The sequence below is a fragment of the Glutamicibacter sp. X7 genome (assembly GCF_054889245.1).
In genome coordinates this window covers 1,885,753-1,909,163 of the sequence record NZ_CM142678.1, presented here as the reverse complement: position 1 = coordinate 1,909,163, position 23,411 = coordinate 1,885,753, and the positions used below count along the sequence as shown (strand labels likewise).

Below are 23,411 nucleotides of genomic sequence, written 5' to 3'. Positions count from 1 at the left end.
GGCGGGGGATCGCCTGCTGCTCCACAGGATTGTTCGTGAACTTTTGGTGTGTGGTGGCGGCGCTAATCCCCGTGCGTTGGCTATGGCTTGGGGGCGCCCAGGGAATTGTGCTGCTCCTGCGTTCGCAGCCCGTTAGGGCAGGTCGGCAGAGTCGACCAGTACGGTAAAGGGCCCGGAATTGGTCAGCGAGACCTCCATCATGGCCCCGAACACCCCGGTGGCCACCGTGGCACCTAGCGAACGCAGGTGGGACACGAAGTACTCGTACAGCGGTTCGCTGTGTGCGCCGGGGGCGGCGGCACTCCACGAGGGACGGCGGCCCTTGCGCACCGACCCATAGAGCGTGAACTGGCTGATCACCAGCAGCGGTGCCCCAGTGCAGGCGCAGCTACGTTCCTCGTCAAGAATCCGTAGTTCGTAAATTTTCTCGGCAACCTTCCGCGCGGTGGCCTCGTCATCCTCGTGGGTGATGCCTAAGAGCACCACCAACCCCGGTTCCGTAAGCTGCCCGACCACCTCGTTCGCTACGTGGACGGCGGCCTGGCTGGCCCGTTGCACTACTGCGCGCATGACGCTCCTTTCTGCTCGTGTCCCAGAGTATCGGTAGGCTGGGACGGTGAACGATTTGCTCGACGCCCTGAACGAGAACGACCCGGAGGATTCCGGGCGCGGCGTCCATCGCCCGCGTCCGCCCCTGGCGGTACGCATGCGCCCGCGCACCTTGGATGAGCTCGTGGGACAGCAGCATCTGCTGGGCCCCGGCTCGCCGCTGCGTCAACTGGCCGAGCACCCGGATACCGGGCCGGCCGGACCGTCCAGCGTGATCCTCTACGGGCCCCCAGGGATCGGTAAAACCACGATCGCGCACGTGATCGCGCGGGCCACGGACCGCAAATTCGTTGAGCTTTCGGCCATTACCGCCGGGGTGAAAGATGTGCGCCGGGTGCTGGAACAAGCCAAGGACGACCGGGATCTGCGCGGCTTGACCACGGTGTTGTTCCTCGATGAGATCCACCGTTTCAATAAGGCCCAGCAAGATGCGTTGCTGCCCGGCGTGGAAAACCGGGTGGTGGTGCTCGTGGCAGCCACCACCGAAAATCCGTCGTTCTCGGTGATCTCCCCGCTGCTGTCCCGCTCGTTGATGCTCACCCTGCGACCCTTGACCAACGCGGATCTGATGGAGCTGGCCACCCGTGCGGTCAGCGATGAACGCGGGTTCAACGGGGAGGTGGAGCTACCCGATGAACAGCGCGAGACGATCGTGCGCTTGGCCCAGGGCGATGCCCGACGGGTACTCACCGTCCTCGAGGCCGCCGGCGCCGTGGCTTGGAACGCGGCCGGGAAGAACCCGCGCACACCGGTACGGATCGAGACCGAACATGTGCAGTTGGCCATGGATCAGGCGGTGCAACGCTATGACCGGGATGGGGATCAGCACTACGACATCATCTCGGCGTTCATCAAATCGATCCGCGGGTCGGATGCGGATGCGGCACTCCACTATCTGGCGCGTATGCTCGCCGCGGGGGAGGATCCGCGATTTGTGGCGCGTCGGCTCATGATTAGCGCCTCGGAAGATATTGGGATGGCCGACCCGAGCGCGCTGCCGCTGGCCGTGGCCGCGGCCCAGTCGGTGCAGTTGGTGGGCATGCCCGAGGCACGGATCATGCTGGCGCAGGCCACCGTGCACCTAGCCACCGCCCCGAAATCCAATGCCTCCTACATGGCGTTGAACCAGGCGCAGGCCGATGTGGCCGCCGGTAAGGGGTCGCGGGTGCCCGATCACCTGCGCGATGCGCACTATCCCGGCGCCAAGCAGCTGGGCCACGGGGTGGGGTACGTGTATTCACACGATGCGCCGCACTCCATCGCCACCCAGCAGTACGCCCCGGACGATCTACTCGGGGTGGACTACTACCAGCCCACGGAGAACGGAGCCGAACGCTCCATCGGTCAACGCCTGGCGAAGTTACGCCAGATCATCCGGGGCAAGCGACAATAATTGCGAGCATTCTCACGCCGGGTGCAGCGAGCTTCGTGGTGTAGACTTGATCCTTGGCTGGCAAGCCGGTGGACGAGATTCTCGTCGCACCGGTTGCAGTGTTAACGGGACGCGACGCCCGGGCACTCTCCATTGAACCGCGGAGGCCAGCCTTGCTCACGTCGCCAGAAAAGAAAAGGACACATCAATGGCTAACGCCCGTGCCCGCCGTACCGTGCGCCTCTCCCGCGCACTTGGCATTGCCCTGACCCCGAAGGCCGAAAAGTACATGGAGCGCCGTCCGTACGGCCCCGGTCAGCACGGCCGTGCTCGCAAGAAGCAGGACAGCGACTACGCTGTGCGTCTGCGCGAAAAGCAGCGTCTGCGTGCCCAGTACGGCATCCGCGAGACCCAGATGCTGGCTGCCTTCAAGGAAGCCAAGCGCCTCGGCGGCCAGACCGGTGACAACCTGCTGGCCCTGCTCGAGACCCGCCTCGACGCCCTGGTGCTGCGTGCCGGCTTCGCCCGCACCATCGCACAGGCCCGTCAGCTGGTCGTGCACCGCCACATCCTGGTCAACGGCCAGCGCGTGGACCGTCCGTCCTTCAAGGTGAAGCCGGGTCAGATGATCCACGTTCACGAGAAGAGCGAGAAGATGGTTCCGTTCCAGCTTGCCGCCACCGGCGAGCACAAGAACGTGCTGCCGGCCGTTCCGGGCTACCTGGACGTCAAGCTCGAGTCGCTGCAGGCTACCCTGCTGCGCGCTCCTGAGCGTGCCGAGATCCCGGTGACCTGCGAAGAGAACCTCGTGGTCGAGTACTACGCACGCTAAATCTAGGTGCGTTCCAAGGGCCCGTAGCCGCTATCGGCTGCGGGCCCTTGGGCTAACTAACACCCAGCGTTGCCGGTTCGATAAGGTGGACTGGCAACAAAACCCAAGCGGAAGAGGAAGCACATGTCGGGTTCGGATATTGCGGGGTTAATCGCCGCGGGCGTTTTCGCGGTTCTCGTGGCACTGCTGGCGGTGCCGATTCTTAAACTGGGTAAGGTCTTCGATGAGCTACGCGGTTCGATCAAGGAGCTCTCCGATGGCACCACCCCGCTCTTGGGCGAGGTGACCACCACGGTGGCGACCACCAACGACCAGCTCAAGAAGGTCGATACGATCACCTCGAATGTGTCCGATGCCACCGCCAACGTTTCGGCCCTGTCCTCGTTGGTCGCCGCAACCGTGGGCAAGCCGCTGATCAAGGTGGCCGCCTTCACCGCCGGTGTGAAGGAAGCGATGAACGCAAAGCCGCGCGGTACGCACCGCCGCAGCCGCTAAGGAGACTAGAATGAAAAAGCTTTTCTGGGTTGCTCTCGGCGTGTCCGTCGGCGTGCTGGCGGCCAAGAAATACACCGAAATTTCCTCCGGGGCGGCGCTTAACCGCCAAGTCGGGCGCTATGCGGACCGACTCTCGGACATTGGGCAGGCCTTCCGTGAGGGGATGGCCGCCCGCGAAGAAGAACTTCGTTCCGCCCTCGGCGTGAACGACGCTAAGTGAAGGGATCATCCGCTCAACGATGAAAACGCAGGAAATTGCCCGCCGTTGGATCGACTTTTTCGCCGCCAAGGGCCACACCGCGGTTCCCAGCGCCTCGCTGGTCTCCTCTGATCCCTCGCTGCTGTTTACGGTGGCGGGCATGGTCCCGTTCATCCCGTACCTGACCGCCCGTGAGGAGCCGCCATACTCGCGCGCCGTCTCCGTGCAGAAGTGCATCCGCACCGGAGATATCGAAGAGGTCGGTAAGACCGTACGCCACGGTACCTTCTTCCAGATGTGCGGTAACTTCTCCTTCGGTGACTACTTCAAGGAATCGGCGATTCCCTTCGCCTGGGAGCTACTGACCTCCTCGGTGGAATCCGGCGGCTACGGCCTGGATCCCGAGCGCCTGTGGGTGACCGTCTACGAGGACGGCGACGAGAAGGACACCGAGGCCCGCCGCATTTGGGAAGAAGAGATCGGTGTGCCCCGCGAACGCGTGATCGGCACCGGCAAGGAAGATAACTACTGGAACACCGGTCAGCCCGGCCCCGGTGGTCCCTGCTCGGAGATCTACTACGATCGTGGCCCGCAGTATGGGAAGGACGGCGGCCCGGCCGTCGACGAAACCCGCTTCATCGAGATCTGGAACCTGGTGTTCATGCAGTACCGGCTTTCCGCCGTGCGCTCGAAGACCGACTTCGATGTGGCCGGTGAACTGCCCAAGCGCAATATCGACACCGGGCTGGGTCTGGAACGCCTGGCGATGATCCTGCAGGGCGTCGAGAACATGTACGAAACCGACCAGGTGCGCCCGGTGCTTGATCGCGCCGCCGAACTGGCCGGGGTGGAGTACACCTCCACCGAGGATCCCGAGGATCCGAACCACGCCAACGATGTGCGCCTGCGCATGATTGCCGATCACGTACGCAGCGCCCTGATGCTGATTTCCGATGGCGTGACCCCGGGTAACGAGGGCCGCGGCTATGTGCTGCGCCGCCTGATCCGCCGTGCGGTGCGTGCCATGCGCCTGATGGGTGTGGACTCCGAGGTGCTGCCACAGCTGCTGCCGGTTTCGCGCGATGCGATGAAGGGCGTCTACCCGCAGGTGGAGTCCGACTTCGAACGCATTGCCCGGGTGGCCTACGCCGAAGAGCGCGCCTTCCGCCGCACCATCTCCTCGGGTACCACCCGCCTGGACGAGGCCCTCGAACAGGCCAAGGCCGCCGGCACGAACCTCTCCGGCGATGACGCCTTCACCTTGCACGACACCTACGGTTTCCCGATCGACCTGACCTTGGAGATCGCCTCCGAGGCGGGGTTGAGCGTCGATGAGAAGCGCTTCCGTGAGCTGATGACCGAACAGCGCACCCGCGCGCAGAAGGACGCCAAGGCCAAGAAGGCCGGCCACGCCGATCTGAGCGTCTTCAACAAGCTTGCCGAGTCCGGCGCGGTGCACTTCACCGGCTACGACACGCTCAATGGCGAGTCGAAGATCCGCGGCATCGTTCGCGATGGGCAGTTGGTGCCCTTTGCCGAACAGGGCCAGCAGGTGGATCTGGTGCTCGAGGAAACCCCGTTCTACGCCGAGGCCGGTGGCCAGGCCGGTGACGTGGGATTGATCCACGGTGATGGTTTCGTCCTCGAGGTCACCGATGTGCAGGCCCCGGTTAAGGGTTTGAACGTCCACAAGGTTCTGGTGCGCGAGGGCGAACTGCCCGCCGAGGCACTGGTACGCACCGAGGTGGACGCGATCCGTCGCCACTCCGGTGAGCAGGCTCACTCGGCCACTCACCTGGTGCACGCCGCGCTGCGCGACCTGCTCGGGCCCACCGCCACGCAGGCCGGTTCCTTCAACAAGGCCGGATACCTGCGCTTCGACTTCTCTTGGACCGAGGCACTGTCGTCCGCCACGCGCGCCGAAATTGAAGAGGTCGTCAACCAGGCCATCGTGGCGAACCACGACGTGATCAGCAATGAAATGTCGTTGGATGCCGCGAAGAAGCTCGGTGCGATGAGCCTGTTCGGTGAGAAGTACGGCAATTCGGTGCGTGTTGTGGAGATGAACGGCGCCTGGTCGCGCGAACTGTGCGGTGGTACCCACGTGGGCTCCACCGCCCGCATCGGCCAGCTGACCCTTCTCTCGGAGGCTTCGGTCGGTTCGGGCAACCGCCGCGTCGAAGCCCTGGTGGGTATGGAGGCCTTCCGTCACGGGGCAGCCGAACGCGCCCTGGTTTCGGAGCTGACCGGAATGTTCAAGGTCCCCAGCGAGCAGGTGCTCGACCGTGTCTCGGACACCGTGGCAAAGCTCAAGGCCGCCGAGAAGCAGATCGCCGAAATGAAGTCGGCCGCGCTACTGGCCCAGAGCAGTGCGTTGCTCGCCGACGTCGAGTCGCTCAACGGTGTCAAGCTCTTGGCTCATGATGCCGGTGCCGTGGATTCGGCCGATGCCTTGCGCACGCTGGCACTGGATCTGCGCGGCAAGATCGGTTCCGACCCGGCCGTGATCGTGCTGATCGGTCAGGCCGGCGGACGCCCGCTGGTGCTGGCCGTGACCAACGAGGCGGCACGCTCCGCCGGTTTCAAGGCCGGTGCGCTGGTGCGCACCGCTACCTCCGTGCTCGGCGGTGGCGGCGGCGGCAAGGACGATATGGCTCAGGGTGGCGGGCAGGACGCCTCGCGCATCGGCGAGGCCCTGGCGGCCATCCGTTCCGCGGTGGCCAATGCCTGAGTTGGCGATGGGCGTCGACGTGGGCCTGGCCCGCGTCGGCGTCGCCGTATCCGATCCGCACGGGGTGCTGGCTACCCCGGTGATGACCCTGCGCCGCGACGCGAAGAAGAATTCCGATCTGCGGATGCTGTTGCGCATTATTGCGGATCGTGGGGTCAGCGAGGTGTTTGTCGGTGAGCCGCGTGCCCTCTCGGGGCAGGACACCGAGTCCACTCGGATGGCCCGCGCCTATGCGATCGAACTGGCCGAGCGTGCCCACGAGGCGCAGCAGGAGTTGTCGGTGTATCTCATCGACGAACGGCTGAGCACGGTCAGCGCCCACCGAATGCTGCACGAATCGGGTCGCAAAATGCAGCAGCACCGCGAGGTCGTCGACCAGGTGGCCGCGGTCAATATTTTGCAACAGGTGCTGGACGCACGGCGTAACGACGCCCGCGTGCAGGCAAGCCGCGTCGTGGTGAAGTAACCCTTCGCCACGCACGCCCCACATGGAGAGAGATTATGGGCGACGAGCATAACCCGGCCAATATCCCGTCATCGCTGCCCGAGCTGCTGCGCCGCTGGGCCGGTGGAACACGCCCGGGAGAACTACCGACCCCGGGAGCCCCGGAAATCACCGGAGCTCCGTTAGGCGGTGCGGACTTCACCGAGGCCCCCGAGACCGAGCACCCGCATGCCGAGCAGGCCGCCGCGTACGACGCCGAGGCCGAGCACGCTGAGCAGCATCCGATCACCGGGCAAATGCCGCTGGCCGAAACCTCGGTTTTTACCGAGCATGAGCCAAAGCCGCGGCGCACCAAGCGTCGGCGCAATCTGGTGATGCTTGCCACCGTGTTGATTTTTGCCCTGGTCGTGACCGGGTCGGTGTACTTCATCAAGACCATCTACAAGCAGTTCAACCCGGACGATTTCACCGGACCCAAGGGTCCCGTGGTTGAAATCACCGTCAAGGATGGTTGGGGTGCGAAGATCGTTGGTTCGGTGCTGGCCGAGAAGAAGGTCGTGGCCAGCGAGAAGCTCTTCGTGAAGGCGGTGGAGGACTTCGTCGCCACCCATGAGGAGGCCACCACCATTCACCCGGGCACCTATCAGCTCAACACAAATTTGCCGGCCGCCGACGCCGCCGAAATCATGCTGGATAACCGCCCCGACAAGGTGGTCTACGTGGGGTTGAAGGCCAATGTGCGGCTCAAGGACTCGTTGAAGGAAATCGCCGAGGGCTCCGGGCTGAAGGAAAAGCAGTTGCGTGAACTCGCCGATGACCCGCAGGCCTTTGGGCTTCCCGAGTCGGTGCCGAATCTTGAGGGCTGGCTGCACCCGGGGGAGTACCGCTTCCCGCTGGAAACCGAAGCCACCGAGATTTTGCAGACCATGGTAGATAACACCAAGAAGGCCCTGAGCGAGCAGGGCGTCGAGGATCTCAGCGAAGGGTATCGCTACCTGAAGATCGCTTCGATTTTGCAGGCGGAGGCCCGTCCGAAGGATTACGCGACGGTGGCCGGTGCCATCGACAACCGTCTCTCACCGAATAACCGCGAAACCCACGGGCTCTTGCAAGTGGATTCCACGGTGATCTATGGATTGGATCGCTACTCGTTGCAGTTCAGCCAGGCCGAACGCAAGGACGCCTCGAACCGCTACAACTCCTATGTGCACAAGGGACTGCCGCCCACGCCGATCGGTTCCCCGGCGCTTCCGGCGATCCGTGCCGCGATCAACCCGGTGCCCAATGATTACTACTACTGGGTGACGGTCAACACCATCACCGGCGAAACGAAGTTTGCGCGGACCTTCGCCGATCATCAGAAGAATCAGCAGCAGTTCCGCGACTTCTGCTCGGCGAATCCGGAGGCTTGCTAATGCTACGCGCCGCCGTCCTCGGCCAACCCATCGGCCACTCCAAGTCCCCGGTGCTGCACAGCACCGCCTACGCGCTGCTCGAGGTGCCGATCGATTACCGGGCCATTGAGCTGTCCCCGGAACAGGCCGAGGCACAGGCGGCCGAGCTACGTGCCGGTGGTTGGGCCGGTTGTTCGGTCACCATGCCGCTGAAGGACGTGTTCGTGCCCCTGATGGACGAGCTGAGCGATCGGGTGCGCCGGTTGGGCGCGCTGAACACCATCATCGTTGACCCGCAGGGCCGTTTGCGCGGGGAGAATACCGACGTCGACGGCATCCTTGGAGCCCTAGGCGACGCCGGGGTGCGCCAAGCCGAGCGGCTCACCGTGCTCGGGGCCGGCAACACCACCCTGGCGGCCGTGGCCGCCGGTGCCGAACTGGGTGTGCGCGAGCTGCGTATCGTGCTGCGCAACGCGCTCAAGGCCCAGAAGGTCGCCGCCCTGGCCGAAGAGTTGGGCATGGATGTGCGCGTCGAGGAGCTAGGCTCGCTTGGCGAAGGCGCCTTAGCCGCGGACCCGCTGGTGATTAGCACTCTGCCACCGCATGGGGCCGATGATTGGCTATCTGTGCTCGGGGCCGGCACCGGGGTGCTCATGGACGTGGCCTATGACCCGTGGCCCTCGGCCCTGGCCGAAAGCTGGGCCGGGCCGGTGCTCAGCGGTGAACATATGTTGGTGCACCAGGCTGTGGAGCAGGTCCGCCTTTTTAGTGGCGTGAACTTCGATGAGTCGGTGCGTGAAAACGTCACAAATGCCCTATACGCCAGCATCGGACTTCATCGAGAAGGCTAATCCGGTCATGTCATGGCAAAATTGATGCCATGTTGCGTTGGTTGACGGCGGGCGAATCCCATGGCCCGGCACTCGTTGGAATTCTTGAAGGACTACCCGCCGGGGTTTCGGTGGACTCACAGGTCGTGCGTGATGCACTGGCCCGCCGGCGGCTCGGCTATGGCCGCGGTGCCCGCATGAAGTTTGAGCAGGACCAGGTCACCTTCCTTGGCGGTGTCCGCCACGGCAAATCGCAGGGCGGCCCGGTGGCCATCCAGATCGGCAACACCGAATGGCCCAAGTGGGAAAAGGTGATGAACGCCGACGAGGTGGACCTCGACGAGCTGGCCGCCATGGCGCGCAACGCACCATTGACCCGCCCGCGTCCGGGCCACGCCGACTTCACCGGCATGCAGAAGTACGGTTTCGAGGATGCCCGTCCGGTGCTTGAGCGGGCCAGCGCCCGCGAAACCGCCGCCCGAGTGGCCCTCGGTTCCGTGGCGCAGGCGTTCCTGCGCGAACTGGGTATCGAGTTGGTCTCGCACACCACCGCCATCGGCACCGTCAGTGCCCCGGCCGACGCCCCGCTACCCACGGCCGCCGATGTGGCCGCGCTGGATGCCGACCCACTGCGTTGCTTCCACGCAGAGACCAGCCAGGCCATGGTGGCCGAAGTCGACGACGCACACAAGGCCGGGGAAACCCTCGGCGGCGTGGTCGAGGTTCTTGCCTACAACCTGCCTCCAGGTCTGGGCTCCTACGTGCACTGGGACCGCCGTCTTGACGCGCGCCTGGCCGGCGCACTGATGGGCATTCAGGCCATTAAGGGTGTTGAGGTCGGCGACGGGTTCGAAACCGCGGCCCGTCGCGGTTCGGCTGCCCACGACGAGATCGAACGTGACGAACAGGGTGTTATCCGCCGCGCCTCGGGTCGTGCCGGCGGTATCGAAGGTGGCATGTCCATCGGCGAGGTGCTGCGCGTACGTGCCGGCATGAAGCCCATTGCCACCGTGCCGCGCGCCCTGCGCACCATTGACACCGCCTCCGGCGAAGCCACCACCGCACACCACCAGCGTTCGGACGTCTGTGCCGTTCCGGCTGCCGGCGTGGTAGCCGAAGCCATGGTGGCACTGGTGCTCGCCCAGGCCGTATTGGAGAAGTTCGGCGGCGACTCGGTGGCCGAAACCAAGCGGAACCTTGAGTCGTACCTGGCGGCAATCCCTGAGTCGTTGGAGTCGACCGGGGTATAAATGATCTATCTCATTGGTCCCATGGCCAGCGGCAAGTCCACCATTGGGCGGTCGCTGGCCATTGCCCTGTCCACCGACTTCGCCGACACCGACGCGGTCATCACCGAGGCGCACGGCCCGATCCCACAGATTTTCGCCACCCACGGGGAGGCCTACTTCCGGAGCCTCGAGTCTCAGGCGCTGGCGCAAACGCGGGCCGGGGTTATCGCCACCGGCGGCGGCATAGTGGTCAACCCGCAAAATCATGCCGCGCTACGCCGCGGTACGGTCATCTATTTAGAGCTCTCCGAACGGACCGCGCAAGGCCGTCTACCGGCTGATGACGGGCGGCCCCTGCTACGTGGCGATGATCGCATTGCGCGCTGGACGCAGCTCTACGAACAACGCCGAAGTACCTATGAATCCCTAGCTGACCTGACAGTTAACGTGGACGATCGCTCGGTCGACGAGGTCGTAGCGCTCATTAAGGATCATGTGATTCGCGCCACGAGATAGTTTGCGTGCGCCGCCGCGCGCGTACCCTAGATAGATCAGCACCATGAGGAGGATCTCGACGGATGCCATTAGCACCCACCACACTGCAGGTCACCGGGACGAATGCCGGGGAATCTTATCCCGTACTCGTCGGCAATTCTTTGCTGGGGCAACTACCCGAATTGCTCGGTCCGGCGGTGAAGAAGGTTTTGATCATCCACCCACGAGCCCTGCGCGCCACCGGCGATCTGGTTCGTGAGGATCTCGAAGGGACCGGACTGACCGCGCTGACCGCGGAAATCCCGGATGCCGAGGAGGGCAAGCACATTCAGGTGGCCTCCTTCTGCTGGGAGGTTCTGGGCAAGAACGACTTCACCCGCAGCGACGCGGTAATCTCCGTGGGCGGCGGCGCCGTCACCGATCTGGCCGGCTTCGTGGCAGCGACTTGGCTGCGCGGCGTCAAGGTGATTCATATCCCCACCTCGCTACTGGCGATGGTGGATGCCGCCGTGGGCGGCAAGACCGGCATTAACACCGCCGAGGGCAAGAACCTCGTCGGGGCCTTCCACCCACCGGCCGCCGTACTGGCCGACCTCGATGCGCTGGCCACCTTGCCAAAGAACGAACTGGTCACCGGTTTGGCCGAAGCCGTGAAATGTGGCTTCATCGCCGACGAGCGCATTCTGGAATTGATCGAAGAAGATCCCGCCGATGCGATCGATCCGACCAGCGATCGACTGCGTGAAATCGTTGAACGCACCATCGCCGTCAAGGTCGACGTGGTCTCGCGTGACCTGAAGGAATCGGGGGAGCGCGAGTTCTTGAATTACGGCCATACCCTGGCCCACGCCATCGAGTTGGCCGAGCGCTACCAGATGCGTCATGGTGCCGCGGTCTCGATTGGCCTGTGTTTCGCGGCCGAGCTGGGACGCTCGGTCGGTTACACCTCCGACGCTATTGTTGAGCGCACTTTCGCCATTCTCCGTTCGCTGGGTCTGCCCACGAGCTACCGCAATGACCGTTGGGCCGCGCTGCTCGATGGGATGAAGCGCGATAAGAAGTCGCGTGGCGATCAGCTGCGCTTTGTCGTGCTTGAGGAAATCGGCAAGCCGCGTATCTACGAGGTGCCCGATAACTCGCTGTTGTTCGCCGCCTACCAGGAGATCGGGGAATAACGATGACTCAGCAGACACACCAAGCCTTTGAAGTCGCCTCGGTCAACCGTGAAGGTACCGATACGGCTATTGCGGGCATCCTCATCGACCCGGAGACCATGCGTCCCTTCGTCTCGGACGAGAAGGCCGCCGAGCATTCGATGCTTTTCGGTTCGCCGACCGACCAGGTGGTCATTCACCTGGCCCGTGGTGAACTGTCCAAGGCGGGGGAGCTGATCGCCGAATCGCGGTTGACCGACCCGACCAACGCCCACCTGCGCGTGTTGGACACCGAGCTGACCCGTGCACGAGGTGACTTCGACCGGGCGATCAACCGGTTGCGCGCGCTCCTCGAAGAGTTCGCCGGCACCGAGTACGAGTCGCTGATGCAACACCACTTGGGCATGTCCTACTACGAGCGTGGCGACTACCACGCGGCGGCCACTCGCTTCCGCACCGCCTTGCAGATGCGTGAAGAATCCGGTGGACGTCCACACTTGATCGACGCCTCGCGGGTCTGTCTGCAGATGGCCGAAGAAAAACTTGCACAGCACGGCTAAAGCAGCCATTGCGTGAAGTGATTCTGGCGTGCACGTGATGTGCGCGCCAGAATTTTCTTTTAACGCAGACTAACGTGGTTGTGCACCTCTGCCGCCACGCGGGAGCATCCTGCGACAAACAAGCTCGCGAAGCTGTCGGAGCCCTAGTGGAGCGCTACACCACTGTGTAGGCAACGGGGCGGGGCCTAAATTCGGTTAGAGCATTCGCCGTTATCTAGCGCGAAATCCGGAACTACTGCAGTTGGCCTTCGCGATTCGCTGGCGTAAACCCTATCCGTGAGCGCCATTGCTCACCCGGCAACCATCCCCAGCAATGGCCGTGGGTCGCACGACTCACCGCGGGGCTACAGGTGCGGCTAAGGCCTGCGACGAGTGAGGTAGCTGTTTTCCCACGCGGGGCCGCGGTAGGATCGCACCGCCATCAACGGCGCCTTCGGCGGGTACCAAGCCGCTCCATGTGGCCCTTACCGAGTCATTGTGCCGAATTACCTGCGTGGTACTCGTCGCAAAGACCCGCCTGCTGAACTTTCCATGCGCTAGACTGTATATGGATTTTTGACAAGGCCGGCCTCGCGCTGGCACATACGAGGAATTGAGTTATACGTGGCGGATACAACCGACATCAAAAACGGACAGGTCATCAAGATCGATGGCCAGCTGTGGACCATCATCGATTTCCAGCATGTGAAGCCGGGCAAGGGTGGCGCCTTCGTGCGCACCAAGATGCGCAACGTGCTCACCGGTAAGGTCGTCGACAAGACCTACAACGCCGGTGCAAAGATCGAGACCGCAACCGTGGACCGCCGCGATTACCAGTACCTCTACCAGGACGGCGAAGACTACGTCTTCATGAACCTGGAAGACTACGACCAGATCACCGTGCCCGGCAATACCGTTGGCGAAGCCGCCGGCTACATGCTGGAAAACCAGGAACTGACCATCGCCATGCACGACGGTGCTCCGCTGTACCTCGAGCTGCCAGCCTCGGTCATCCTGGAAATCACCTACACCGAGCCAGGCCTGCAGGGCGACCGCTCCTCGGCCGGCACCAAGCCCGCCACCTTGGAAACCGGCAAGGAGATCCAGGTGCCGCTGTTCGTTGAGCAGAACACCAAGGTCAAGGTTGACACCCGTACCGGCGATTACCTAGGACGTGTCTCCTAGTGAGCGCCCGCGCCAAGGCCCGCCGCCGGGCCCTGGAATTCTTGTTTGAAGCAGAAGCCCGCGGCGCTGACCCACTTCAGGTAGCCGTTGCGCGACGTGAGAACTCCGATATCGTGCTCAACGAGTACTCGTTGAACATCATCGAGGGTGTCACCGCGCACCAGGAACGCATCGATGAGGTGCTCGAAAGCTACGTACGTGGCTGGACCATCGAACGGATGCCCAATGTCGATCGCATTGCCCTGCGCATTGGCGTGTGGGAAGTGCTCTACAACGATGACGTCCCCGACGCGGTGGCCATTGCCGAGGCGGTGGCGAACGTCCGTGAGCTGTCCACCGACGAGTCCCCGGACTTCGTCAACGGCGTGCTCGGACGCATCCAGGAAGTCAAAGAAACCCTGGTCGACTAGCTCGTAGCAGCAACACTTCGGAACTGCCGAGGAGATCCCGTTTAGGGATATCTCCTCGGCAGTTCGTGTTTAAGCGCCAACGTTGCACGCGTATTACCTCTCCACGACGCGAACGTGAGATTGGCGACGAGCTATGCACGGCGTCATGCCTGGGCCGCGGCACTGGAAATGACGCGTCAGGTCAGTGTCGGCGCACCGGTGACCTGCGCCGATGCGTGACCGGGGCAGGCCAGGGAAGGGCGCCGTCGCCTTCCCTGTGATTAACACCTCGGTCGATTCGTTGCAATGCATGAATATGCGCTAGGGGATTGGGGTGCACGCGTGATAATTTTTACTTCAGCACTGTTCCTTTAAGAACCGTCCCGTGAGGCGGAGAAGGGAGATCGCGCACAGATGACCGATGAAGCATCACAGCCCGTGCTGGCACGTACCGTGCTGTCCGGCGATGACATTGAACGTGTGTTGACGCGTATTGCCTTTGAAATAATCGAGGCAAATAAGGGTACCGAGGACCTCGTCCTGCTCGGTATTCCAAGCCGCGGGTTCCCGCTGGCGCGCCGTCTGGCCGACCGTATTGCGGCCGCATCCAAGGACGAATCCATCGACCCCGCCGCTCTGGTGGGGCAACTCGACGTCACCATGTACCGTGACGATCTGCGGCACTCCACCGCACGCACCCCCTCGCCGACCAAACTTCCCAGCGGTGGCATCGAGGGCAAGGTCGTGGTACTGGTCGACGATGTGCTCTACTCCGGACGCACCATTCGCGCCGCCCTCGACGCCCTCGCCGACTGGGGACGCCCCAAAATCGTGCGACTGGCCGTACTGGTCGACCGCGGACACCGCGAACTGCCGATCCGCGCGGATCACGTGGGCAAGAACCTGCCCACCGCGAAAAGCGAAAAGGTGCGTGTGCGCCTGGCAGAAATCGACGGCACGAACGATGTGAGTATCGAGGGGATCGCATGAAACACCTGATTTCCACCCGCGATCTGTCGCGCGCCGAGGCCATCCAGATCCTCGACGTGGCCGAAGAAATGCGTGAGGCTGGCACCCGCGAAGTCAAGAAGCTTCCGGCGCTGCGTGGACGCACCGTGGTGAACCTCTTCTTCGAAGACTCCACCCGCACCCGCATCTCCTTCGAGGCGGCAGCCAAGCGCCTGAGCGCGGACGTGATCAACTTCTCCGCCAAGGGCTCCTCGGTGTCCAAGGGCGAGTCGCTGAAGGACACCGCACAGACGCTGCTGGCCATCGGCGCCGACGCCGTGGTGATTCGCCACCCGGCCTCCGGGGCTCCGGCTCGTCTGGCGGCCACCGACTGGATTGACCTGCCGATCGTGAACGCCGGTGACGGCATGCACGAGCACCCGACCCAGGCGCTGCTCGATGCCTTCACGTTGCGCCGCCAGCTGGCACTGCGCGAGAACGTCTCCCCGCTGGGTCGTGGACTCGATGGCCTGAAGGTCGCGATCGTCGGTGACATCCTGCACTCGCGCGTGGCCCGCTCCAACCTCTGGCTGTTGCGTACCCTGGGCGCCGAGGTGACCATGGTCGCCCCGCCCACCCTGCTACCGGTAGGTAGTGGCACTTGGCCGTGCACCATCAGCTACGACCTGGATTCCGTGCTGAACGCGGGCGTGGACGCCGTGATGATGCTCCGCGTCCAGGGTGAGCGCATGAAGGCGGCGTACTTCCCGAACCCACGCGAATACTCGCGGTACTGGGGGCTGGATGACGCCCGACTGGGCCGTTTGAACGCCGCCGGGATGGACACCTTGATCCTGCACCCGGGGCCGATGAACCGCGGTCTGGAAATTTCCTCGGCGGCCGCCGACTCCGATCGCGCTCTCGTGCTCGAACAGGTCACCAACGGTGTGGCCGTGCGCATGGCGAGCCTCTACCTGCTTCTATCCGGCGACCTGACGAAGGAATCCTCCCTATGAACTACCTGATTCGTGACGCTAATATTCTTGGCGAGCAGCGCGCCGACGTGTTGATCCGTGACGGGGTGATCGCCCAGATCGGCACCGAGCTGTCCGCCGAGGACGCCACCGTCATCGAGGCCACCGGTCAGATCCTGCTACCCGGTCTGGTCGATACCCACACCCACCTGCGCGAGCCGGGCCGCGAGGACGCCGAAACCGTGCTGACCGGTAGCCAGGCCGCCGCCAAGGGCGGGTACACCGCCGTCCACGCCATGGCCAACTCCACCCCGGTGGCCGACACCGCCGGCGTCGTCGAGCAGGTCTATGAGCTGGGACGCAAGGCCGGTTGGGTGGACGTCCGCCCGGTGGGCGCCGTCACCGTCGGTTTGGCCGGCGAACAGCTGTCGGAAATCGGTGCCATGGCCGACTCGCGCGCCGCGGTGCGCATGTTCTCGGATGATGGCATCTGCGTCTCGGACCCGCTGCTGATGCGCCGGGCCCTGGAATACGTCAAGGCCTTCGACGGGGTGATCGCCCAGCATGCGCAGGAGCCACGGCTCACCGAGGGTGCCCAGATGAACGAGGGTCAGACCTCCGCGGAACTGGGAATGCCCGGTTGGCCGGCGGTGGCCGAGGAATCGATTATCGCCCGTGACGTGCTGCTGGCTGAGCACGTCGATGCCCGCCTGCACGTCTGCCACGTCTCCACCGCCGGCTCGGTGGAGATCATCCGCTGGGCCAAGGCCCGCGGCATCAAGGTCACCGCCGAGGTGACCCCGCACCACCTGCTGCTCACCGATGAGAAGGTCAAGACCTTCGACCCGGTGTACAAGGTCAACCCGCCGCTGCGTCGCAACGAGGATGTCCTGGCGCTGCGCGCCGGCGTGGCCGATGGCACCATCGACGTGATCGGCACCGACCACGCCCCGCACCCCTCGGAGTCCAAGGACTGCGAATGGGCGCAGGCCGCCATGGGCATGACCGGTCTGGAGACCGCGCTGTCCATCGTGCAGCACACGCTGGTCGAGACCGGGCTGCTGTCCTGGGCCGACGTCGCACGGATCACCTCCGCGGTGCCGGCACAGATCGGCCGACTGAGCGATCAGGGCCGCCCCATCGCCGAGGGCGAACCGGCCAACCTGACCTTGGTGGATCCCGAGGCACGTTGGATCGTCGACCCCTTCGCCATGGCCACCAAGGGGCGGAACTCGCCCTTCGCCGGCATGGAACTGCCCGGTGCGGTGCGCGCGACCTTCTTCCACGGTCACCCGACCGTGCTGGATGGTGAATTGGCCTCGGCTCGGTCGATCGATGCCTGAGGGCGCGCCTACCGCGATCGGGATCACGATCGCCGTCATCGTCCTGGCCTTCATCCTCATCGCCTTGGGGTGGCGCAATATGAAGCGTCGGCAACAGGATGTGCCGGCCCCCTATGAGCCCTTCGAGGACAGCGAGCAGGCTCGTTTCACCGGAATGTATGTCAGCACCACGCGCCGCGAGGACTGGCTGGATCGGGTGGCCGTGCATCAGCTGGGGATCCGCTCCAATGCCGAATTGAGCATTGGTGAGGATGGGGTGCACCTGCTGCGTCCCGGAACCACGGACCTGCACATTCCCTACGGCGCCACGCTGGAGGTACAGCGCGGGGCCGGAATGGCGGGCAAGTTCGTCGAACGCAACGGACTGGTGATCATCAGCTGGGCCAAGGACGACTACGAATTCGATACCGGCTTCCGACCCCGGTATCACGAACAGACCGCAGAGATTATTCAGATGCTGCAGCCGCGCATGGGCGGCACAGCCGAGCAGGAGAAACATTAAGTGACTACGCTAAGCAACCTTCCAGCCCTGCTGGTACTGGAAGATGGCCGCATCTTCCGTGGCCTGGCCTACGGCACCGTGGGCACCACCCTGGGCGAGGCCGTGTTCACCACCGGCATGACCGGATACCAGGAGACGCTCACCGACCCCTCCTACGCCCACCAGATCATCGCGCAGACCTTCCCGCATATGGGCAACACGGGCGTGAACGACGAAGATCCCGAGTCCCGCCGCATGTGGGCCGCCGGCTACGTGGTGCGCGACGCCTCGCGCCGCCCGAGCAACTGGCGCAGCCAGGGCACCTTGGAAGATGAGCTGAAAAAGTGGGGGATCGTGGGCATCCGCAATGTCGACACCCGCGCGCTGACCCGCCACCTGCGCGAAGCCGGTGCCATGAAGGCCGGCATCTTCTCCGGTGAGGCCGCACAGCGTCCCGAGGCGGAACTGCTCGCCGAGGTGCAGCAGCAGCCGCCGATGGCCGGGCGCAATATCTCCGCCGAGGTTTCGGTGGAGCAGGCCTACGTCGTCGAGCCAGCCGATCACGGTTACACCGGTGCGGTAAAGCACTCGGTGGCCGCCATCGACCTGGGCATGAAGTCGATGACCCCGCACCGTCTGGCCGAGCGTGGCCTGCGCGTGCACGTGCTACCGCATGATGCGACCCTCGAAGATATCAAGGCCACCGGCGCCGACGGGGTGTTCTTCTCCAACGGCCCGGGTGACCCGGCCACCGCCACCACGCAGGTGGAACTGGTGCGTTCGGTGCTCGACGCCGGCATCCCGTACTTCGGGATCTGCTTCGGTAACCAGATCCTGGGCCGCGCCCTGGGCTTTGACACCTACAAGCTGCCCTTCGGTCACCGCGGTATCAACCAGCCGGTGCTGGATAAGGCCACCGGCAAGGTGGAGATCACCAGCCAGAACCACGGCTTCGCCGTGGACGCCCCGCTCGAGGGCTCGGTCACCGCGCCGGTCGCGCGCTTTGGTGCCGTGGAGGTCTCCCACTTCTCGCTCAACGACCGTGTCGTCGAGGGCCTGAACTGCCTGGACATTCCGGCCTTCTCCGTGCAGTACCACCCGGAAGCCGCTTCCGGCCCGCACGATGCCGCCTACCTCTTTGACCGTTTCGTCGCCGCGTTGGACAACGCTGCAGATAAGGATTCCAAGTAATGCCTAAGCGCACCGATTTGAACTCAGTGCTCGTGATCGGTTCGGGTCCGATCGTGATCGGCCAGGCCGCCGAATTCGACTACTCCGGCACCCAGGCTCTGCGCGTGCTCAAGGAGGAGGGCCTGCGGGTCATCCTGGTCAACTCCAACCCGGCCACCATCATGACCGACCCGGAATTCGCCGACGCCACCTACGTCGAGCCGATCACCCCGGAAATCGTCGAGAAGATCATTGCCAAGGAACGCCCGGATGCCGTGCTTCCGACCCTGGGCGGCCAGACCGCACTGAACACCGCCATCGCGCTGGATAAGAACGGCGTGCTGGAGAAGTACAACGTGGAACTGATCGGCGCCAACATCGAGGCCATCGAGCTCGGTGAGGACCGCGAAAAGTTCAAGGGCGTGGTGGAGCGCTCGGGCGCCGAATCGGCCCGCTCGAAGATCGTGCACACCCTGGAGGAGGCCTTCGCCGCCGTCGAGGAGCTGAAGTACCCGGTCGTGGTGCGCCCCTCCTTCACCATGGGTGGCCTGGGTTCGGGCATGGCCTACAACCCCGAGGATCTGCGCCGCATCGCCGGCGCCGGCCTGCAGTACTCGCCGACCACCGAGGTGCTCCTGGAGGAGTCCATCCTGGGGTGGAAGGAGTACGAGCTGGAGATGATGCGCGACAAGAACGACAACGTCGTGGTCGTGTGCTCCATCGAAAACTTCGACCCGGTGGGCGTGCACACCGGTGACTCGATCACCGTCGCCCCGGCGATGACGCTGACCGACCGCGAATACCAGCGCCTGCGTGACATCTCGATCAACGTGATCCGCGAGGTCGGCGTGGACACCGGTGGCTGCAACATCCAGTTCGCCATCGAACCGGACACCGGTCGCGTCGTGGTCATCGAAATGAACCCGCGTGTTTCGCGCTCCTCGGCGCTGGCCTCGAAGGCCACCGGCTTCGCCATCGCGAAGATCGCCACCAAGCTCTCGCTGGGTTACACCCTGGATGAGATCCCGAACGACATCACCCAGAAGACCCCGGCCTCCTTCGAGCCGGCCCTGGACTACGTTGTGGTCAAGGTCCCGCGCTTTGCCTTCGAGAAGTTCCCGGCCGCCGATGCCACCCTGACCACCACCATGAAGTCGGTCGGCGAGGCGATGAGCCTGGGCCGTAACTTCACCGAGGCGCTGCAGAAGGCGCTGCGTTCGCTCGAGCAGAAGGGCAGCGAGCTGTCCTTCGAGCCGCTGGACGAGGCCGAGATCCCCGAGGTGCTCGAGAAGATCACCGTGGGCTCCACCGAGCGCCTGGCGCTGGTACAGCGCGCACTGCTCTCCGGGGTTTCCCTGGAAAAGCTCTACGAGGTCACCGGCATCGACCCGTGGTTCCTGGATCAGCTGGCGTTGATCAACGAGACCGCCGCGCAGATCGCCGCGCACCCGAACCTCGATGAGCAGGTGCTGCGCGAGGCCAAGCGTCACGGTTTCTCCGATGCGCAGATCGCGAAGCTGACCGGCAAGTCCGAGGCCGTGGTACGCGGCGTGCGTCACGCGCTGAACATCCGCCCGGTCTACAAGACCGTGGATACCTGCGCCGCCGAGTTCGAGGCCTTCACCCCGTACATGTACTCCTCCTACGACGAGGAGAGCGAGCTGGTGGCCCACGAGAAGAAGTCGGTGATCATCCTCGGTTCGGGTCCCAACCGCATCGGTCAGGGTATCGAGTTCGACTACTCCTGCGTGCACGCCGTGATGGCGCTGCGCGAGGCCGGCTACGAGACCGTGATGGTCAACTGCAACCCGGAGACCGTCTCCACTGACTACGACATCTCCGATCGCCTCTACTTCGAGCCGCTGACCTTGGAAGATGTGCTGGAGATCATCCACGCCGAAGAGGAGACCGGTGGCGTACTCGGTGTCTTCGTGCAGCTCGGCGGACAGACCCCGCTGAAGCTCGCCGCCGAACTGAAGGCCGCCGGCGTGCCGATTCTGGGCACCACCCCGGAGGCCATCGACCTGGCCGAGCACCGCGGCGCCTTCCAGCGCGTGCTGGATAACGCCGGGCTGATCGCCCCGAAGAACGGCACCGCCGTGTCCTTCGCCGAGGCCAAGACCATCGCCGACTCCATCGGTTACCCGGTGCTGGTGCGCCCAAGCTACGTGCTCGGTGGCCGCGGCATGGAAATCGTGTACGACGAGGCGAACCTGGAGCGTTACATCTCCAACGCCACCGAAATCACCGTGGATCACCCGGTGCTGGTGGACCGCTTCCTCGAGGACGCGATCGAGATCGACGTCGACGCCCTGTTCGACGGCACCGACCTGTACATCGGTGGCATCATGGAGCACATCGAGGAGGCCGGTATTCACTCCGGCGACTCGGCCTGTGTGCTGCCTCCGATCACCCTGGGCCCGGATGTGCGCGCCCGTGTGGCCGCCGCCACCCGCGCCATCGCCGAGGGCGTGGGCGTACGCGGTCTGATCAACATGCAGTTCGCGCTGGCCAGCGACATCCTCTACGTCATCGAGGCCAACCCGCGCGCCAGCCGCACCGTGCCCTTCACCTCGAAGGCCACCGGTGTGCAGCTGGCCAAGGCCGCCGCCCTGATCGGTGTGGGGGTATCCATCGCCGAGCTGCGCGGTACCGTGCTGCCGGCCACCGGTGACGGCTCGAACCTGCCTGACACCGCACCGATCGCCGTGAAGGAAGCCGTGCTGCCCTTCGCCCGTTTCCGCACCCCGGAGGGCAAGGTCGTCGACTCGCTGCTCGGCCCGGAAATGCGCTCCACCGGTGAGGTCATGGGTATCGACAAGTACTTCGACACCGCCTTCGCCAAGAGCCAGGCCGCAGCCAACAACCCGCTGCCGACCTCGGGCAAGATCTTCGTTTCGGTGACCAACCGCGACAAGCGTTCGATCGTGCTGCCGGTCAAGCACCTCTCGGATAACGGTTTCGAGATTGTCTCCACCGGCGGCACCGCCGAGGTGCTGCGCCGCAACGGTATCCCCACCGAAGTGGTCTCCAAGGTGCACGAGGGTGGTGCCTCGATCGTCGACATGATCAACGAGGGACATATCGGACTGATCGTGAACACCCCGTCGGGCTCCGAAGCCCGCGGCGACGGCTACGAGATTCGTGCTGCGGCCACCAGCGTGGGCACCCCGGTCATCACCACCGTGGCCGAACTGGCCGCGGCGGCACAGGCCATCGACGCCCAGCGTTCCTACGACTGGGATGTGATGAGCCTGCAGGAGCACGCCAAGTTCCTGAACCGGGGCGAGGATGCGTAACTTCGGAGAGCGCCTGCGCAGCGCCATGGACCAGTACGGTCCACTGTGCGTGGGCATCGACCCGCACCCCGGGCTGCTGAACAGCTGGGGGCTGGAGGATAACGTCGAGGGCGTGCGCCGCTTCTCGCTGACGGTGATCGAGGCACTCGAAGGGGTAGCGGCCATGTGCAAGCCGCAGGTCGCCCTCTACGAGCGCTTCGGCTCGGCCGGATTCGCTGTGCTGGAGGAAACGCTTGCCGCAGCGCGGGCCGCGGGCGTGTTGAGCCTAGCCGATGCCAAGCGCGGGGATATCGGTTCGACCATGGCCGCCTATGCGACCGCCTGGTTGGACGATAACTCGCCGCTGGCCTCGGATGCGGTGACGCTCAGCCCCTATCTGGGCTATGAGTCCCTGCGTCCGGCGGTTGATCTGGCTCGTAGCACCGGTCGCGGTGTGTTCGTGCTGGGACTGACCTCGAACCCCGAGGGCCCCTCGGTGCAGCATGTGGGCGGTGAGCAGTCGGTGGCCAAGTCGATTATCGAGCAGGTCGCCGCCGAAAACGCCGACGCCGCGGATCTGGGTCACGTGGGTCTGGTGGTCGGTGCGACCATCGGAGACGCGGTGAAGACGCTGGGCATCGACCTGGTGGCCAGCAAGGCGCCGTTGCTCACTCCGGGCCTCGGAGCGCAGGGTGCCACCGCCGCGGACATCGCCGCCGCCTTCGAGCAGAGCTACGCTCAGGTGCTGGGCACCAGTAGCCGAGACATCCTCAAGGTTGGACCGGAAGTTTCCGCCCTGCGGAAAAAGGCGGAGCAAGTGCGCAACGAATTGATCGACGCGCGCTAAATTACTAGCCGAATCGCGTTGTGGCTACTACAGTTTCTGGTAGCCACAACGCGATTCTTCTTGCATAAAACGCGTTTGGTGATTATGTTCAACACCATAGAGGCAAGTCCACTACACACTAAGGATGGCTGAACGATGGTATTGCGAGAGCTTTCAGACGAAGATCGCATCCGGGCACGGGCCAAGGCGCTAGCCGCGCGCACCCGACGTGCGGAGATCAAAGATCAGTTCAGTACGGGAAAAATTTCCATCACCGAGGTACTAGACTTGGTCTACGAAGATGAAGCCGTGGGGCGCATGCGCGTGATGGACTTGCTCGAGTCGGTGCCTGGCGTCGGCGAAGTCCGCGCCGCGAATCTGCTGGAACGACTGGGGATTTCTCCCTCCCGTCGACTGCGTGGATTGGGCCGTAAGCAACGGACCGCGATCACCGAGCATTTCAAGCAGTCGCCTCCAAAAACGAAAGTGTAGT

The 23,411-nt window shown here is 64.2% G+C and carries 23 protein-coding genes; 22 read left to right on the top strand and 1 reads right to left on the bottom strand.

Going from position 1 to position 23,411, the window contains the following annotated elements:
- Window positions 1-132 precede the first annotated feature (132 nt).
- Window positions 133-570 carry a D-aminoacyl-tRNA deacylase gene (dtd, locus tag ACYU0X_RS09210; RefSeq protein WP_461900334.1) on the bottom strand — a complete coding sequence of 146 codons (438 nt, stop codon included), beginning with the start codon at window positions 568-570 and terminating at the stop codon, window positions 133-135.
- Between the two features lie 46 nt (window positions 571-616).
- On the opposite strand from dtd, the gene ACYU0X_RS09205 reads away from it, so the two are divergent.
- From ACYU0X_RS09205 to mihF, 22 genes are all read left to right on the top strand, one after another.
- Entirely contained in the window at window positions 617-2,002 is a 1,386-nt protein-coding gene (locus ACYU0X_RS09205) for a replication-associated recombination protein A (protein ID WP_461900333.1), read from the top strand.
- A 187-nt stretch (window positions 2,003-2,189) separates the two neighbouring features.
- Complete coding sequence (rpsD, locus tag ACYU0X_RS09200) at window positions 2,190-2,813, top strand: 30S ribosomal protein S4 (RefSeq protein ID WP_309407042.1); 624 nt, start codon at window positions 2,190-2,192, stop codon at window positions 2,811-2,813.
- A gap of 123 nt (window positions 2,814-2,936) precedes the next feature.
- A complete protein-coding gene (locus ACYU0X_RS09195; protein WP_418906694.1) occupies window positions 2,937-3,308 on the top strand; it encodes a DUF948 domain-containing protein in 372 nt (123 codons plus the stop codon).
- A 10-nt stretch (window positions 3,309-3,318) separates the two neighbouring features.
- On the top strand, window positions 3,319-3,528 hold the full coding sequence (locus ACYU0X_RS09190; protein ID WP_309407045.1) for a hypothetical protein: 210 nt from the start codon (window positions 3,319-3,321) through the stop codon (window positions 3,526-3,528).
- 19 nt (window positions 3,529-3,547) lie between these two features.
- On the top strand, window positions 3,548-6,238 hold the full coding sequence (gene alaS, locus ACYU0X_RS09185; protein ID WP_309407047.1) for an alanine--tRNA ligase: 2,691 nt from the start codon (window positions 3,548-3,550) through the stop codon (window positions 6,236-6,238).
- Window positions 6,231-6,704, top strand: a complete 474-nt coding sequence (gene ruvX, locus ACYU0X_RS09180; RefSeq protein ID WP_461900330.1) for a Holliday junction resolvase RuvX — start codon at window positions 6,231-6,233, stop codon at window positions 6,702-6,704. Before alaS ends, ruvX begins: the two co-directional genes overlap by 8 nt.
- A gap of 35 nt (window positions 6,705-6,739) precedes the next feature.
- Entirely contained in the window at window positions 6,740-8,098 is a 1,359-nt protein-coding gene (gene mltG / locus ACYU0X_RS09175; protein WP_418906692.1) for an endolytic transglycosylase MltG, read from the top strand.
- Window positions 8,098-8,928, top strand: a complete 831-nt coding sequence (locus ACYU0X_RS09170) for a shikimate dehydrogenase family protein (protein WP_461900328.1) — start codon at window positions 8,098-8,100, stop codon at window positions 8,926-8,928. The genes mltG and ACYU0X_RS09170 overlap by 1 nt, the downstream gene beginning before the upstream one ends.
- Window positions 8,929-8,957: 29 nt before the next feature.
- Complete coding sequence (aroC, locus tag ACYU0X_RS09165) at window positions 8,958-10,157, top strand: chorismate synthase (protein ID WP_309407052.1); 1,200 nt, start codon at window positions 8,958-8,960, stop codon at window positions 10,155-10,157.
- The gene (locus tag ACYU0X_RS09160; protein ID WP_461900326.1) at window positions 10,158-10,652 is read left to right on the top strand and encodes a shikimate kinase; all 495 of its coding nucleotides are present in this window, start codon (window positions 10,158-10,160) and stop codon (window positions 10,650-10,652) included.
- Between the two features lie 62 nt (window positions 10,653-10,714).
- Entirely contained in the window at window positions 10,715-11,806 is a 1,092-nt protein-coding gene (gene aroB / locus ACYU0X_RS09155; RefSeq protein WP_309407055.1) for a 3-dehydroquinate synthase, read from the top strand.
- 2 nt (window positions 11,807-11,808) lie between these two features.
- A complete protein-coding gene (locus tag ACYU0X_RS09150) occupies window positions 11,809-12,345 on the top strand; it encodes a tetratricopeptide repeat protein (RefSeq protein WP_418906688.1) in 537 nt (178 codons plus the stop codon).
- A gap of 603 nt (window positions 12,346-12,948) precedes the next feature.
- Complete coding sequence (gene efp, locus ACYU0X_RS09145; protein ID WP_418906687.1) at window positions 12,949-13,509, top strand: elongation factor P; 561 nt, start codon at window positions 12,949-12,951, stop codon at window positions 13,507-13,509.
- A complete protein-coding gene (nusB, locus tag ACYU0X_RS09140; protein WP_309407059.1) occupies window positions 13,509-13,919 on the top strand; it encodes a transcription antitermination factor NusB in 411 nt (136 codons plus the stop codon). Before efp ends, nusB begins: the two co-directional genes overlap by 1 nt.
- 393 nt (window positions 13,920-14,312) lie before the next feature.
- The gene (gene pyrR / locus ACYU0X_RS09135) at window positions 14,313-14,888 is read left to right on the top strand and encodes a bifunctional pyr operon transcriptional regulator/uracil phosphoribosyltransferase PyrR (RefSeq protein WP_418906686.1); all 576 of its coding nucleotides are present in this window, start codon (window positions 14,313-14,315) and stop codon (window positions 14,886-14,888) included.
- Window positions 14,885-15,862: an aspartate carbamoyltransferase catalytic subunit gene (locus tag ACYU0X_RS09130; RefSeq protein WP_309407062.1), complete on the top strand. Its 978-nt coding sequence runs from the start codon at window positions 14,885-14,887 to the stop codon at window positions 15,860-15,862. The genes pyrR and ACYU0X_RS09130 overlap by 4 nt, the downstream gene beginning before the upstream one ends.
- Window positions 15,859-17,163 (top strand): dihydroorotase, encoded by a 1,305-nt coding sequence (locus ACYU0X_RS09125; protein ID WP_461900323.1) that lies wholly within the window; start codon window positions 15,859-15,861, stop codon window positions 17,161-17,163. Before ACYU0X_RS09130 ends, ACYU0X_RS09125 begins: the two co-directional genes overlap by 4 nt.
- A complete protein-coding gene (locus ACYU0X_RS09120; RefSeq protein ID WP_461900321.1) occupies window positions 17,156-17,665 on the top strand; it encodes a PH-like domain-containing protein in 510 nt (169 codons plus the stop codon). The genes ACYU0X_RS09125 and ACYU0X_RS09120 overlap by 8 nt, the downstream gene beginning before the upstream one ends.
- Window positions 17,666-18,835 (top strand): glutamine-hydrolyzing carbamoyl-phosphate synthase small subunit, encoded by a 1,170-nt coding sequence (gene carA / locus ACYU0X_RS09115; RefSeq protein WP_418906683.1) that lies wholly within the window; start codon window positions 17,666-17,668, stop codon window positions 18,833-18,835.
- Complete coding sequence (gene carB / locus ACYU0X_RS09110) at window positions 18,835-22,113, top strand: carbamoyl-phosphate synthase large subunit (protein ID WP_418906682.1); 3,279 nt, start codon at window positions 18,835-18,837, stop codon at window positions 22,111-22,113. The genes carA and carB overlap by 1 nt, the downstream gene beginning before the upstream one ends.
- The gene (gene pyrF, locus ACYU0X_RS09105; RefSeq protein WP_461900318.1) at window positions 22,106-22,939 is read left to right on the top strand and encodes an orotidine-5'-phosphate decarboxylase; all 834 of its coding nucleotides are present in this window, start codon (window positions 22,106-22,108) and stop codon (window positions 22,937-22,939) included. The genes carB and pyrF overlap by 8 nt, the downstream gene beginning before the upstream one ends.
- A gap of 135 nt (window positions 22,940-23,074) precedes the next feature.
- Window positions 23,075-23,410, top strand: coding sequence for an integration host factor, actinobacterial type (gene mihF, locus ACYU0X_RS09100; protein ID WP_309407073.1), 336 nt, complete (start codon window positions 23,075-23,077; stop codon window positions 23,408-23,410).
- Window position 23,411: the final 1 nt, after the last annotated feature.